The organism is Shewanella sp. SM20, assembly GCF_025654545.1.
Lineage (GTDB): Bacteria > Pseudomonadota > Gammaproteobacteria > Enterobacterales > Shewanellaceae > Shewanella > Shewanella oncorhynchi.
Window position 1 is genome coordinate 1 of record NZ_JAKKRK010000035.1, and the last position, 15,575, is coordinate 15,575.

12 protein-coding genes and 1 rRNA gene are annotated in these 15,575 nt (G+C 47.3%); 10 read left to right on the forward strand and 3 right to left on the reverse strand.

What is annotated here, in order from left to right:
- From L5M18_RS14885 to L5M18_RS14895, 3 genes are all read right to left on the reverse strand, one after another.
- Positions 1 to 338 (reverse strand): 16S ribosomal RNA (locus L5M18_RS14885); the annotation flags it as partial.
- 955 nt (positions 339 to 1,293) lie between these two features.
- Complete coding sequence (locus L5M18_RS14890; RefSeq protein ID WP_006083558.1) at positions 1,294 to 2,199, reverse strand: helix-turn-helix transcriptional regulator; 906 nt, start codon at positions 2,197 to 2,199, stop codon at positions 1,294 to 1,296.
- 55 nt (positions 2,200 to 2,254) lie between these two features.
- The gene (locus L5M18_RS14895; RefSeq protein WP_168827777.1) at positions 2,255 to 3,127 is read right to left on the reverse strand and encodes a formate dehydrogenase accessory sulfurtransferase FdhD; all 873 of its coding nucleotides are present in this window, start codon (positions 3,125 to 3,127) and stop codon (positions 2,255 to 2,257) included.
- Between the two features lie 337 nt (positions 3,128 to 3,464).
- Between L5M18_RS14895 and L5M18_RS14900 the strand changes: the two genes are divergently transcribed.
- The 10 genes from L5M18_RS14900 (at position 3,465) to L5M18_RS14945 (ending at position 15,553) form a co-directional block, all read left to right on the forward strand.
- Positions 3,465 to 3,929, forward strand: a complete 465-nt coding sequence (locus tag L5M18_RS14900; protein WP_105250549.1) for a DUF3305 domain-containing protein — start codon at positions 3,465 to 3,467, stop codon at positions 3,927 to 3,929.
- Positions 3,929 to 4,606, forward strand: a complete 678-nt coding sequence (locus L5M18_RS14905) for a DUF3306 domain-containing protein (protein WP_263197537.1) — start codon at positions 3,929 to 3,931, stop codon at positions 4,604 to 4,606. Before L5M18_RS14900 ends, L5M18_RS14905 begins: the two co-directional genes overlap by 1 nt.
- A gap of 189 nt (positions 4,607 to 4,795) precedes the next feature.
- On the forward strand, positions 4,796 to 6,457 hold the full coding sequence (locus L5M18_RS14910) for a 4Fe-4S binding protein (RefSeq protein ID WP_263197576.1): 1,662 nt from the start codon (positions 4,796 to 4,798) through the stop codon (positions 6,455 to 6,457).
- A 10-nt stretch (positions 6,458 to 6,467) separates the two neighbouring features.
- The gene (locus L5M18_RS14915) at positions 6,468 to 7,145 is read left to right on the forward strand and encodes a molecular chaperone (protein ID WP_113940321.1); all 678 of its coding nucleotides are present in this window, start codon (positions 6,468 to 6,470) and stop codon (positions 7,143 to 7,145) included.
- Between the two features lie 171 nt (positions 7,146 to 7,316).
- A complete protein-coding gene (locus tag L5M18_RS14920; protein ID WP_113940320.1) occupies positions 7,317 to 7,508 on the forward strand; it encodes a twin-arginine translocation signal domain-containing protein in 192 nt (63 codons plus the stop codon).
- Positions 7,509 to 7,532: 24 nt separating this feature from the next.
- Positions 7,533 to 10,385, forward strand: coding sequence for a formate dehydrogenase subunit alpha (locus L5M18_RS14925; RefSeq protein ID WP_219251898.1), 2,853 nt, complete (start codon positions 7,533 to 7,535; stop codon positions 10,383 to 10,385).
- A 26-nt stretch (positions 10,386 to 10,411) separates the two neighbouring features.
- A complete protein-coding gene (fdh3B, locus tag L5M18_RS14930; protein WP_006083566.1) occupies positions 10,412 to 11,008 on the forward strand; it encodes a formate dehydrogenase FDH3 subunit beta in 597 nt (198 codons plus the stop codon).
- A gap of 49 nt (positions 11,009 to 11,057) precedes the next feature.
- Entirely contained in the window at positions 11,058 to 12,086 is a 1,029-nt protein-coding gene (locus L5M18_RS14935; protein ID WP_263197538.1) for a formate dehydrogenase subunit gamma, read from the forward strand.
- Positions 12,087 to 12,482: 396 nt separating this feature from the next.
- The gene (locus L5M18_RS14940) at positions 12,483 to 12,683 is read left to right on the forward strand and encodes a twin-arginine translocation signal domain-containing protein (RefSeq protein WP_105250556.1); all 201 of its coding nucleotides are present in this window, start codon (positions 12,483 to 12,485) and stop codon (positions 12,681 to 12,683) included.
- Positions 12,684 to 12,700: 17 nt separating this feature from the next.
- Entirely contained in the window at positions 12,701 to 15,553 is a 2,853-nt protein-coding gene (locus L5M18_RS14945; protein ID WP_263197539.1) for a molybdopterin-dependent oxidoreductase, read from the forward strand.
- The last annotated feature ends 22 nt before the right edge of the window (positions 15,554 to 15,575 follow it).

The window sequence follows — 15,575 nt, forward strand, 5'->3', positions numbered from 1 at the left end:
TCTGGGCCGTGTCTCAGTCCCAGTGTGGCTGATCATCCTCTCAGAACAGCTAGGGATCGTCGCCTTGGTGAGCCATTACCTCACCAACTAGCTAATCCCACCTAGGTTCATCCAATCGCGAGAGGCCCGAAGGTCCCCCTCTTTCCCCCGTAGGGCGTATGCGGTATTAGCAGTCGTTTCCAACTGTTATCCCCCTCGACTGGGCAGATCCCTAGGCATTACTCACCCGTCCGCCGCTCGCCACCTCAGGAGTAAACTCCCTTGTGCTGCCGCTCGACTTGCATGTGTTAGGCCTGCCGCCAGCGTTCAATCTGAGCCATGATCAAACTCTTCAATTAAAGTTTTGTTGCTTCCGTCTTGCGACTTCAGCGGCTCAATGAATTCTGATTTTTTTGTTTCTCGCTAAAAGAAACAAACTGTACATATTACTATGAACACTCATTGTTACATTGATTTAAATTTTTGACTGCCAACCCGAAGGCTAAGCAGTTTCGATTAACTCAACACCTGTGAGTGTCCACACAGATTTCTTGTTTTATCTTGTTAAAGAGCAACTCAATATTCATAAGAGAACTTGAGTACCACACTGAGCGTCGAACGCTTCCAGTTGGCTAGGGCTGCGTATTTTACGCATTTCCCGCTTCGCGTCAAGGAGTTTTTTTACAACTTCTTGCTGCGCTTGAATTAAGTGCTTAAAAGCGACTCAATTCAACCTAACTCGTTAGCCCGCTTTCGCTGTCTGCCGTGTCAGTGGATGCGCATTATAGGCAGTGAAACTTTTTGTGCAACTCCTATTTTAAGGAAATTTGCAGTTAATTCTAATTATCTAATCTAGCCACAAGATACCCACCGCTTACCCCCAAAGTTATCCACAAAATAGCGCTTTATCTGTAATTTGACCCAATTAATTGCCAGCGTACAGTATCAAGACAAAGGGATCATGAGCATGAATGCTATCAGATTTAAATGAGAATAACGGCTGCTCGAACCGGAATATCTCACCTCCACTTTTATATGGAGTCGTTAATGGAATAATTACAGGGAACAACAGAAGAAGATGACACTCTGAGTGTATTTGGTGATGAAGATACTTTACTTATATATAGTAGTTGCCTCCCATCAACCCACCATAGAAAGTCGAAACGATGTACTCAGCAATAGAAAGAGGGTCTCCTTGATACTTATTCGTTAGTAGCTGGCTACATTAGATATCAGCATATAGTAGTAGCAGTAATAAGTAGTTCAGAGACCATTCAACTCTATTCACCTTAATCCATTACCGAGTTGAGTGGATTAGCTCGCACTCCATAGCAGTTGTCCGCAGTCTGTAAGATCATAGCCACCAAGTAGTGCCGCCATTTGCCTCGAGTGACCGCTCGCCAACATAGTAAAAAGTTGTTGAAGCTGACGACGGAAGTAAATGCTTTGCGGCATAACGAAATCGAAAGACTCTTTAATCAGTGGCACGAAACTTAAACCACTTTCCAAAGCCACAGATTGACAACCAAAACCAATATCGGCATCACCCCTAGCGATATAACCCGCCAACTCGCGTTCACTATAGGCAGTTAGCACGACATTAAGTTGATCTAAGCGAGCACCTTGCTTTAACAACCAATGCTCTAAGTGCTGTTGGCTACCTGCGCCCCCCTGACGACTCACCCAACGCCAAGGCAAGTTCACGACTTTATCTTCTTCTTGGCATCTGTGGTGCATATCGGCACGCATGATCAACCCTTGCTGACGGGAGTAACCATGCACCATGATCCATTGTTGATGGTTGTTATAACCTTTAAGTAAAGCTGGGTGGCGAATATTTCTATCCTCCATGCTACCCCAGTGTAAGGTGCACACATCGGCATAACCTTTAGCAAGCAACTCTAACCCTAAACGTGAACCTGTTGCGCTGTAGCTTATCAACTCACGGCTACCAACTTGCGCCATCAAACGCGCCACCAGCATAGATAATAGTGGATCGTCACTACCAGTGATCAATAAACGGTCGGTCAGCATGCCACTGTGGCAAGAATCCATTACCCAACGGTCGATTAACACTTTCGGAAATAGCCATTTACCGGTGATTTTAGTGGCGGGGAGAATTCTGTCATTAGCCATGGCGTAGACTTTTTTCTCATTAAGATCTAAATACTCGGCCACTTGCTTCGCGCTCATGTAGACCAATTCACTGGCAGACGTCATCTTGTTTCCTTGTCTTATTCTTCGTTACTGCATGTAAGTCTTAGCTGACTTGAGGCTAAGGAGCCGTATTGGCATCAAACTGCAGATTTTCACTACCGTGGTACACCAAAAAGTGACGACCTTTGGCGCGGGCAATAATAGTAATACCCAACTGCTGCGCTAGTGCTAAGCCCATCTGAGTCACGCCACTGCGTGATAGCAAAATAGGGATCCCCATTTTGGCGACTTTAATCACCATTTCCGAAGTTAAGCGGCCAGTGGTATAAAATATCTTATTATCGCCGCGATCCTGAGTCAGCCACATATCCCCAGCCAAAGTATCTACGGCATTATGACGGCCAACATCCTCGACGAAAGCCATAATTTTATCGTCTTCGCACAAGCCACAACCGTGCACAGCACCCGCATTTTTATAGGTTTCATTATATTCGTTGATATTTTTCAATAAGCTATAAAGGGTGCTTTGCTTAAGACTTGGCGTTGGTAAATTGATGCCGTCTAAATCTTGCATAAAACTGCCATAAACCGTGCCTTGACCACAGCCTGATGTCACCGTTTTTTCGGAGAGTTTCTCATCCAGATCGGCGGTTTGTTCACGGGTAACCACGGCTGCAGAACTCACATCCCAATCGACGATAACAGAGTCCAGTAAGTTCACATCCGAAATAAAGCCTTGGTTCTTAAGATAACCTAACGCCAGTGACTCAGGTTTCGCCCCTAGGGTCATAAGTGTCACTATTGGTCGCCAGTTCAAATACACGGTAAGCGGACGTTCGCAGGCGACAAATTTATCCAACACTTCCCCGGCTTCATTCACTGCTTTTACAGCAATGGTTAGCGGTACTTCCACTTGAGTTCTCACAAAAGAACACTGATGCTGAGTTTTTTGAGAAGGATTGGCTGCCGCTATTTCGCTATCTGTGCTCATGTTGTTATCAGGAATAGTGATATTTTCAGAGATCATAATGTTACCGCTTAACGAGTCATGGTCAGAGCATAGCAATATTTATACCTAGACATAAAAATTGGGGTTAAATGCGTGATCTGCCGCAATGCTGATTTTTCATTAGCCCTTTTATGTCCCAAACAAAATCCTGTACTGGACAAAATGTCCAATTTATAGGGTGTTTTTGATGATCTAGCTCAAACTAATCCACTATGTTTACTGGCACCAATATTGCAGTGACCTTTTATCGCAATTTGTTGGTAAAACCGAACCGTTCACTCTACGGTTTGTCCATCAACACGGCTGAGACGGAGAGACAATGCAACATACAACTAGTGTTTGGCCTATGTACGTTTCACTCAAGAAAGTAGAGAAGCAAGTTGGCCGCTGGACCTCAGTACAATGGGAAATTGATCACCTACTTCCCGCCACCCATCAAGCCCCAGACGATGCAACCTTAGTGCTACTCGAACTGCACAAAGACGAACGCGCCAGCTATCGCCTCAATCTCGATTTAGATAACGCCATGCTGTATTTAGTATGTGATGAAACGGCCGATGGCACTTGGATACCGGCGGCATTATCGGCGGATCAGAATGTCGCGGCGGGTTGTCTTGAGGGCAATACCCCTGTCCTCAACTTATTGATGCCAAAAGCTATCGCTTGTTGGATTGAAGCCTTTATCACCCAATATGGTGAAGTCGAAATTGCCGCTCATCGCCGTAAACATGTCGATGGCCGTAATAATCAAGGCCCGAGTCACGATCCATTACGGAGGGACTAATGGCTGAATCCATACAAAAAACAGGCGGGCTACTGAGTCGCTGGAACCAACGGCGCGAACAAGTTGCAGCAGAGGAAGCGCGAGCTGACGGGGAAACCACACCTCTGGAGACCATCGTAGCCGAGCCCACTATGGCAGTTGAGCAGCTTCAACCCACAGAGTCAGCCTTTGAACCTAATACTGCAGAGCATGACGATCCTAATCGCATCCTCACTGCAGCGGATTTACCCAATCCCGACGAAATTGAAATAGGCGGCAGCTTTGCAAGTTTTATGGGCGCCAATGTTGACCCTGCGGCTAAATCTGCAGCGCTACGTGCACTGTGGAAACAACCGCATTTCAACGAGATAGATGGGCTTTTGGAATATGCACTCGATTACAGTAATCAACCGAAACTCAGTGCAGAAGTCTCAGCTGAATTGATGCAAAAAGTCTTCCGTTACATAGCCGAAGACAGCGAGACCTCGGATGAAGAATCAGCTGTTTTAGCCAAACAAACTGAAGAAAGCAATCCATCCACGAGTCTTGATGTAAGCGAAACAACAACTCATGAGACTAATGAAGTCGAAATCGAATGGGCAGTTGAGCCGATAACGGACAATTTGGATGGGGAGACTGATGACCTACCCCAAAATGCACCAGAGCCCTTAGCTCAGGCACATACCCGAGTTGTTTAACGTCAGTTTAGCTAATTTTAATGTCCGTAACTTTGGTATGTGAATTGCTGTACTAAGATATAAAAAAGCTTAGATAAAAGCAGAAAAGGCAATGACTTACTTATTACCAGCCGCCTAAATCTGCCCAGATACAGTAAAACAAGAAACAGCCAAAGTACTGTTCAGGAACGCAATGTGAGCACTTATTTGATGACCAATCAAACCCAAGAAGCGTTAAAACAAGCGCGACAACAGGTATTAACGCAAACTCAGATGTTGCAGAATCTGATCCCGCCAACTGTCAGCTATACCACCGAAGGCAATGTTCTTATTATTGGCCCAGAAGATCTGGCTCGCCTCGCCGCGGACAAATTGTCCACTATGGCCCATAGGGTGATTTTAGCCAACGAAGCCATTACCAGCCAAGATGAAGCACACCTAGAACGTGTCATGGCAGCGGCAACTGATGTCGAAAGCTATTACAACAAACTCATTGGCGTAAAAGGCTTTTTAGGCCAATTTCAAGTCAGTGTTGAACATCAAGATGGAGCTGCCGAACTCAGTTTAGTGTCAATCCGTAAACCCCATTTCGATATCGTGCTCGATTTGAGCAGCGCAGCTTGTTTGAACTTAGAAATGCTGCCACCCGGCTATTTTTACGTAGGCCAAGACGCTGAAAAACTCGAAGATGCCCTTGCGCAAATTCCCGATCTCATCGGCCAATTTGATAAGCCGCGCTACGTCAAAATTAACCCAGATATCTGTGCCCACGACCGCAATGGCATCAATGGTTGTAATCGTTGCCTCAACTTCTGCCCAGCAGATGCGATCAGCAGTGTCGCAAAGAAAATTGAAATCGATCCATATCTTTGCCATGGCGCAGGCAGTTGTACCAGCGCTTGCCCAACGGGTGCCATCAGTTACGATTTACCTACGCCACAAGCTTTGCATTCATACCTGAACAAAGTCGTTAGCCGTTTCCGCGAACAAGCCCAAACCGCACCGGTGATTTTGTTCCACGATAATGCCGTCGGCGCCAACTTTATTAGCGACGATCTAGCGGGTGATGTTATCCCCGTCGCCTTAGAAGAAATTACCGTTGCTAGCGTAGATCATTGGTTGTCAGTACTCGCTTGGGGCGCGCGCCAAGTGCTGATCCTCAACACAGACGCAACAGCGCCAACCCTAACGCAAATGCTTAAAGGCGAACTTTCTTTAGCCAACAGTATTTTAGATGAGATGGGTCAGCCGCAACGTATCAGCCTCATCGACCCAAGCATGCTTGCCGATTTAGATTCGATGCTCGATATCAGCTTAGATTGGCCCGTGATCGTGCCCGCTGCATTTGCCTCGACCACTAAACGCAATACGCTATTTGAAGCGATCGATCACCTCAATAGCCAAGCGGGTGAAATTGATACTTGCCTTAGCCTCAACAATATTCCCTTTGGCAAAGTCAGTGTGAATGTAGAAAAGTGCACTATGTGTATGTCCTGCGTGGCAATTTGTCCCACGATGGCATTACAAGATGGTGGCGACAAACCTGCACTACACTTCATCGAGCAAAACTGCGTGCAATGCGGTTTATGTGAGGCAGCGTGTCCTGAAAAGGTTATCAGCCTTACCCCGCAAATTAACTTTAATAAAGCTGCCCGTCAGCAACAACACACCCTGAAAGAAGAAGCCCCCTTCGAATGTATTCGCTGCGGCTCTCCTTTTGCGACCCAATCTATGGTGCATCGGATGCTGGATATGGTCGGCGCGCACAGCGCATTTTCTGCCAATATTGAACGCTTGAAAATGTGTGGCGACTGCCGGGTAAAAGACATGTTTGAAGACATTCTTCAAGATCCTGAAAAGCAACTGCGATAAGAGATCCGCTATGACCGAATCAGTAAGACAAGTTTCAGAAAACGATCAGTTGAGAGCCGATATCTATCAACTGTTAGCCGCCCTATTGCGCCGTCAGCCAAGCCCTGAACTGCTACACTTTTTGGCCAATCTTGAAATTGATGCCAATGAAGACAACGAGATGACTAAAGCTTGGTTATCACTCCAACTCGCCGCACAGCAGTTCAACAGCGCACAACTAGAAGACGAGTATTTTGCCCTGTTCCTCGGTGTAGGTTGCGGTGAGATCCTGCCCTACGGCAGCTGGTTTATGACGGGCTCATTGATGGATAAACCACTGGCATTGCTACGCCAAGACTTAATGCAACTGGGGTTTGAACGCGAAGACAACGTCAAGGAACCCGAAGATCACGTTGCAGCCCTGTGTGAAGTGATGGGAACCCTGATTTTAGAAGCGCCAAGTTATCGCCAATTGGCTTTTTACCAACGCCATATCGGCAGCTGGATTGGCCGTTTTTGCGACAATTTAGCCAAGGCGCCAAGTGCGGCGTTTTACGCCACGGTTGCACAGCTAGCAAAAGCGTTTTTTGCAATGGAAGCCAGTGCTTTTGAGCAATTAAGCTTAGATATTCCAGTCAATTGCCCAGGCAGCGCAGACTTACAGCCAGCCACCAGCGATTTAGCAAAACCAGTAGAGTTAATGAACTAAGACTAAACTGAGTGATAGCGCGGCATGTGCGTGCTAAATGTTAGAGATGAGTTAAAACTGCTAAGGTGAGATTAATGTTCACCTTAGCAACAATAACGGAAGCTTAGGCTTCCACAATAACCGAGGTGGTAGCCGTTTGTACCACCTTATCCAGTAACACAAGGAGACACTATGAAGAAGCCAGCTTCCGACATGGGCCGTCGTCAATTGCTTAAAGCATTGGCACTCGGCAGTGCGGCAGGCGCAGTGGTCACTGTAAGTAGTCAAGCGTTAGCTTCGACAAAAACGGCAGCGACCACAGAGCCTAAAAGTGAGAACTACCGCGAAACCGACCATATTCGTAGCTATTATGCGTCGCTTTAAAACTAAAATAGAGGAGAGTGTGTGATGCGATTAACCCGCAAAACAGACCAGGTTGTCGAAGCTAAAGCGCCAGCACTGGGTCTCAATCGTCGTCAGTTCTTAAAATCGGCAAGTCTTGCCACAGGAGGGATCGCTGCGGCGTCCATGCTGGGCACAGGCATGATGCGTAAAGCACAGGCCCAAGAAGATATTGGCCATAATGTTCCCACCGAAGTAAAACGTACCATCTGTTCTCACTGTGCCGTAGGTTGTGGTGTGTATGCAGAAGTACAAAATGGTGTATGGACGGGTCAAGAACCCGCATTCGATCACCCGTTCAACGCTGGCGGTCACTGCGCGAAAGGTGCTGCACTGCGTGAACATGGTCACGGCGAAAAACGCTTGAAATACCCCATGAAGTTAGAAGGCGGAAAATGGAAAAAGATCTCTTGGGATCAAGCGATTAATGAAGTCGGCGATAAAATGGCTTCAATTCGTCAAGAGTCAGGCCCAGATTCAGTCTACTTTATGGGTAGCGCTAAGTTCTCTAACGAACAAGCTTATTTATATCGCAAATTTGCGGCATTGTGGGGTACGAACAACGTCGACCATTCTGCCCGTATTTGTCACTCTACCACGGTAGCCGGTGTTGCTAACACTTGGGGCTACGGTGCGCAAACCAACTCAATCAACGATATTCGCAACTCTAAGTGCATCATGTTTATTGGGGCAAACCCCAGTGAAGCGCATCCTGTTGCCATGCAGCATATTTTGATTGGTAAAGAACGCGGTGCCAAAATCATCGTTGTTGATCCACGTTTCACCCGTACTGCAGCGAAATCTGACGAGTACGTGCATATCCGTCCTGGCACAGACATCCCCTTCATTTATGGCCTGTTATGGCACATATTTGAAAACGGCTGGGAAGATAAAGAGTTTATCAAACACCGTGTCTATGGCATGGATCGTATCCGCGAAGAAGTGAAAAAATACCCCCCAGAAGAAGTTGAACTGGTTGCGGGTGTACCAAAGGCGCAGATGTACCGCGTCGCCAAAATGATGGCTGAAACCAAACCCGGAACCATTATTTGGTGTATGGGTGGTACTCAGCACCACGTGGGTAACTCTAACACTCGCTCCTACTGTCTTTTACAGTTAGCACTGGGCAACATGGGTGTACCTGGCGGCGGCACTAACATTTTCCGTGGCCATGATAACGTGCAAGGCGCAACCGACTTTGGTTTGTTATTTGATAACTTACCGGGCTACTACGGTTTAACGACTGGCGCTTGGGCCCATTGGAATAATGTGTGGGATCTCGACCCTAATTGGGTAGCGAGCCGTTTCGATCAAGGCGAATATCTAGGACAAAAACCGCAAACCTCTGCGGGTATTCCTTGTTCGCGCTGGCACGATGGCGTGTTAGAAGATAAAACCAAGATAGCGCAAAAAGACAATATTCGTCTGGCGTTCTTCTGGGGACAATCGGTCAACACTGAAACCCGTGGCCGTGAAGTGCGTGAAGCTTTAAATAAAATGGATACCGTCGTCGTTGTCGATCCATTCCCAACCATGGCGGGTGTTATGCACCAACGTCAAGATGGGGTTTATTTACTTCCTGCGGCAACCCAGTTTGAAACCTACGGTTCAATCTCTGCGACTAACCGCTCAGTACAATGGCGTTCTAAGGTCATAGAACCCCTGTTCGAATCCCTGCCTGATCATGTGATCATGTACAAACTCGCCAAAAAAGTGGGTATAGATAAAGAGCTATTCAAGCATATTAAAGTCAATGGTGAAGAGCCTTTGATTGAAGATATCACCCGCGAATTTAACACAGGTATGTGGACTATCGGTTATACCGGACAAAGCCCAGAGCGTTTAAAAATGCACCAAGAAAACTGGGGTACTTTTGATGCTGACAGCTTAGAAGCCCCCGGCGGTCCTGCCAAAGGCGAAACCTACGGCTTACCTTGGCCATGTTGGGGCACACCAGAGATGAAACATCCTGGTACCCAGATTCTGTATAACGAAGCCAAACATGTGAAAGACGGTGGCGGTAACTTCCGTGCTCGCTATGGTGTGGAACATGAAGGCAATAATATTCTTGCCGAAGGTACTTACTCTAAAGGCAGTGAGATCCAAGATGGCTATCCTGAATTTACCGCCGATATGCTTAAGCAATTAGGTTGGTGGGATGACCTGACCGAAAACGAGAAAAAACACGCCGAAGGCAAAAACTGGAAAACTGACATTTCCGGCGGTATCCAACGTGTTGCTATCAAGCACGGCTGTATCCCTTACGGTAACGCTAAAGCTCGTTGTATTGTATGGACATTCCCAGACGATATTCCACGCCACCGCGAACCACTTTACACGCCTCGTCGTGACTTAGTCGCTAAATACCCCACATACGAAGATCGTATGGTTGCTCGTTTACCGACACTGTATAAGTCAATTCAAGACAAGGATTTTGCTAAAGACTTCCCATTGGCACTCACATCAGGCCGCCTAGTGGAATATGAAGGTGGTGGTGAAGAATCCCGTTCTAACCCTTGGTTAGCTGAACTACAACAAGAAATGTTCATCGAAATGAACCCTGCAGATGCAGCGGATCGCGGTATTCGCGACGGTGACAATGTTTTTGTTCATGGTCCAGAAGGCGCCAAAATCACGGTTAAGGCTATGGTGACACCGCGCGTTATTGCCGGTGAATGTTTTATGCCATACCACTTTGCAGGGGTGTTTGAAGGCGAAAGCCTAGCGAAAAACTATCCAGAAGGCACAGTGCCTTATGTGATAGGCGAATCTGCAAACACCATTTTAACTTATGGCTACGACGTTGTGACTCAGATGCAAGAAACTAAGTCCAGCTTGTGCCAAATCAGCAAAGCCTAACCTACTTGATGAGGAGATAAGCCATTATGGCAGTCATGAAATTTCTGTGTGACACCAAGCGCTGCATCGAGTGTAACGGTTGCGTCACTGCATGTAAGAACGAAAACGACTCCGCTCTCGAGTGGGGAATTCAACGTCGCCGCGTGGTGACGATCAACGATGGTCTACCTGGCGAAGCCTCAATTTCAGTGGCTTGTATGCACTGTACTGACGCTCCCTGCATGGCCGTATGTCCGGCAGATTGTTTCTACCGTACCGAAGACGGCATAGTGCTACACAACAAAGATACTTGTATCGGTTGTGGTTATTGCTTCTATGCTTGTCCATTTGGTGCACCGCAATTCCCGAAAAAGACTGCCTTTGGTAGTCGTGGCAAGATGGACAAGTGTACTTTCTGTGCCGGTGGCCCAGAAGAAACCTTCTCCGAAGCTGAGCGTAAAAAATACGGTGCCAACCGTATTGCTGAGGGCAAATTACCTATGTGTGCTGAGCTTTGTTCTACTAAAGCGCTGCTCGCAGGTGATGCGGAAGTGGTATCAAACATTTACCGTCAACGTATGGCCTCTCGAGGCAATCCTAACGTGATTTGGGGTTACAACCCCAAGACAGGTGAGATTAACTAAGCAGAGCGAGGGTTAGGGAGAAATCCCTAACCTCTGGCAAGGAGTGAAAATGTTAAACAAACAGTTAAACAAATCACTGCGCAGTCTGTTTGCTCTGTTGGTGCTCGTCATGGGATTGGGATTAGGTTCAGTCATGAGCTCAAACCCAGTACACGCAAGTGATCAGCAATCGAGTCAACAACAGGCGAAAGCGCAAACCAGCGATGCCGATCTTTGGCGAGCGGTAAAAGCAGGCGATGCCGGCTATACCACTGCCAAAGGGATAGATACTGGGGTGTTGATTAACGTTGCCGGTAACCAAGGTAAAGAACTGAGAAATGAATACTTAACCCCCGTCATGGCGCTAGCCGTGGTAGGTGTGTTTGGTGCTTTCTTATTGTTTTATCTGGTAAATGGTCCATCAAAACTGAGTCATGGCTTTTCAGGCAAGATGGTTTCGCGCTGGTCAAAGGCGGATCTGTGGATCCATTGGATCATGGCGAGCAGCTGTCTGGCACTGATGTTTACCGGTCTAACCATAATGTTAGGTAAGCATGTCATACAGCCAATGTTAGACCCCGACCTTTGGGCGCCATTGATCTATGGCAGCAAAACAATCCACGATTGGGCAGGTCCCATTTTTATCGCGGCTTGGGCTGTATGTGTGGTGAAATGGATGCCGTTACAAACCTTCAAGATGTATGATTTGAAATGGTTTTTAGTGGTAGGTGGTTATATCAACTTTGGCCCGTTCAAAGGTAAGCACCCTGACAGTGGTTTCGCTAACGCCGGTGAAAAAATGTGGTTCTGGACCCTGATGTTGTTTGGTTTATTCATCAGCGTATCTGGCATCATGTTGGTATTACCAGGCTTAGATTTACCCCGCGAAGCCTCTATGGACGCGCTGCTGATCCACTCTATCAGCGCCATTATCTTGATTGCCTTTACTATAGTGCATATTTGGATGGCGACCGTACTGAGCGAAGGCGGTATGGAGTGTATGAAGTCAGGCTATTGTGATGAAAACTGGGCAATCCAGCACCATAATCTCTGGTATGACGAAATCAAAGCCAACGGCAGCTTAAAGTATAAAGACTAAGTTAAACCGCAGCTTTTACATCCTCAAAACACCCCGCCTCGCGGGGTGTTTTTTATTCGCACTGATACCCCTCGCATTAATTCAACAGTACAAAAAATTAACAACTGAAACAGCGAGATACAAAAATCCGCCAACGCCCTCTTCCCTAGTAGTTCACTAAACTATGAGCGAGTTAACGCTTTAAGAGAACGGCCGCCGATTTCAGGGCTGCAAACTGTCCTAGATCAATTCCTACTCAACCCTTTCCTACTATATTGCCGTCACGCGCGATGATTGATGGTAAACAAGATGATTTCATTATCTTTTCCGCCGCTAATCTTCACTTTTTGATAACAAGATGAACCCCACAAAAAGCCGTGCGATCTCAAAAACTAAACCCTAATTTCAGGAGTCAGCATGAAGCAGCAACCCAGCGATTTATCTCGCCGATCTTTGCTCAAAGCGCTCACCGTCGGCAGCGTAGCGGGTGCCGCCATTGCCGCAACCGGCATGAGCGTGGCACAGGTCAGCGAGAGCAGCAAGGTAACCACTAAAGAGTCAAAGGGTTACCACGAAACTGCGCATATCAGCAGCTATTACGATAGCTTGCGCAGCTAATCTAGGAGAAGTCAGCGATGAAGTTAACTCGCAAGTCCAATGTTGCCACAGTGGCAGACAAACCGGCGTTAGGCATCAGCCGTCGTCAATTTATGAAGCACGCAGGTATCGCTACTGGTGGTATTGCCGCAGCATCTCTGATGGGCACAGGCATGATGCGTCGTGTCGAAGCCAAAGAAGTGCCGCATGATGCGCCAATCGAAATCAAACGTACTATTTGTAGTGCCTGCGCCGTCGGTTGTGGCCTGTATGCCGAAGTACAAAATGGTGTGTGGACGGGCCAAGAACCCGCATTCGACCATCCATTCAACGCTGGTGGTCACTGCGCGAAAGGTGCTGCACTGCGTGAGCATGGTCATGGTGAAAAACGCCTGAAATATCCAATGAAATTGGTTGATGGCAAGTGGAAAAAAATCTCTTGGGAAGATGCTATTAACGAAGTGGGCGACCAAATGCTCAACATTCGTAAAGAATCTGGCCCAGACTCAGTGTACTTCATGGGTAGCGCTAAGTTTTCTAACGAAGGTTGTTACATGTACCGCAAGTTAGCGGCGATGTGGGGCACAAACAACGTCGACCATTCAGCTCGTATTTGTCACTCTACCACGGTAGCCGGTGTTGCTAACACTTGGGGCTACGGTGCGCAAACGAACTCTTTCAACGATATCCAGAATGCTCATGCCATCTTCCTGATCGGGGCAAACCCAGCAGAAGCGCATCCCGTTTCGATGCAACATATTCTGATCGCTAAAGAAAGAAACAACGCCAAAATCATCGTCGTTGACCCACGTTTCTCTCGCACTGCAGCGCATTCAGACTTGCATTGTGCAATTCGCCCAGGCACTGATATTCCGTTTATTTACGGTATGTTATGGCACATTTTTGAAAATGGTTGGGAAGATAAAACCTTTATCAAGCACCGCGTTTTCGAGATGGAAAGTATCCGTGCTGAAGTGAAGAAATTCCCACCTAAAGAAGTCGAAAACATCACTGGTGTGAGCGAAGCCGAGGTTTATCAAGCGGCTAAATTAATGGCTGATAACCGTCCTGGCACTGTGATTTGGTGTATGGGTGGAACTCAACACCACGTTGGTAATGCCAACACTCGCGCTTATTGTATTCTGCAATTAGCACTGGGCAACATGGGCGTTTCAGGCGGCGGCACTAACATTTTCCGTGGCCACGATAACGTACAAGGCGCAACTGACTTAGGTTTGTTATTTGATAACTTACCCGGTTACTACGGTTTGACCTCAGCAGCATGGAGTCACTGGACCCATGTTTGGGATCTGGACATGGCATGGGTGAAAGGTCGTTTCGATCAAACCGCCTACTTAGGTAAAGATCCAATGACTACGCCAGGTATTCCTTGCTCGCGCTGGCACGATGGCGTGTTAGAAGATAAGAGTAAGTTAGCGCAAAAAGATAATATCCGTATGGCGTTTTTCTGGGGACAATCTGTCAACACTGAAACCCGTCAACGTGAAGTGCGTGATGCCTTAGACAAGATGGATACAGTCGTCGTTGTCGATCCATTCCCAACGATGGCAGGTGTTATGCACCGTCGTAAGAATGGCGTATATCTGCTGCCTGCGGCAACTCAGTTTGAGACTCACGGTTCAGTATCTAACTCAGGCCGTTCTATCCAGTGGCGTGAGCAAGTCATCGAGCCACTGTTCGAGTCTAAAACCGACATCGAAATCATGTACCGTTTAGCCCAAAAACTGGGTATTGCCGAGCAGTACACTAAACGCATCGCGATTGAAAATGGTTTACCTGTGATTGAAGAAATCACCCGTGAAATCAACCGCGGTATGTGGACTATCGGTATGACAGGTCAAAGCCCTGAGCGTATCAAGTTACACACCCAAAACTGGGGCACTTTCAGCAACAAGACGTTGGAAGCCGCAGGCGGCCCAGCTAAAGGCGAAACCTACGGTTTACCTTGGCCATGTTGGGGCACGCCAGAGGCTAAACACCCTGGCACTCAGATCCTCTATAACCAAGCCAAACACGTTAAAGACGGCGGTGGTAACTTCCGTGCCCGTTACGGTGTTGAATATAAGGGTCAAAGCATTTTAGCCGATGGCACTTATTCTAAAGGCGCTGAAATTCAAGACGGTTACCCAGAATTTACTGCCGATATGCTCAAACAATTGGGTTGGTGGGATGATCTGACGGCAGAAGAAAAAGCGGAAGCCGAAGGTAAAAACTGGAAAACAGATTTGTCAGGCGGCATAGTGCGCGTGGCGATCAAGCACGGTTGTATCCCCTTTGGTAATGCTAAAGCTCGTTGTATTGTTTGGACTTTCCCTGATCAAGTCCCTGTACACCGTGAACCGTTATACACAGCACGTCGTGACTTAGTGGCAAAATACCCAACCTATGACGACATGCAAGTACACCGTCTCCCTACGCTGTATAAGTCTATCCAAGACAAAGACATGAGCGGCAAGTACCCGCTGGTACTGACATCGGGTCGTCTGGTTGAATACGAAGGTGGTGGTGAAGAATCTCGCTCCAACCCTTGGCTGGCTGAACTTCAACAGGAAATGTTCGTTGAGATAAGCCCTGCCGACGCTGCCGATCGCGGCATTCGTAACGGTGACGATGTCTGGTTAGAAGGCGCCGAAGGTGGCCGTATTAAGGTACAAGCCATGGTTACCCCAAGGGTAAAACCCGGCGTTACCTTTATGCCATACCACTTTGCGGGTGTGATGCACGGAGAAAGTTTAGCGCCTAATTATCCAGAGGGAACAGTGCCTTACGTTATTGGTGAATCTTGTAACACTGCGCTGACCTATGGTTATGACCCTGTGACACAAATGCAGGAAACCAAGGCATCACTCTGTCAGATTGTTAAAGCGTAAGTGCAGCTTAAGCTAGGAGAAT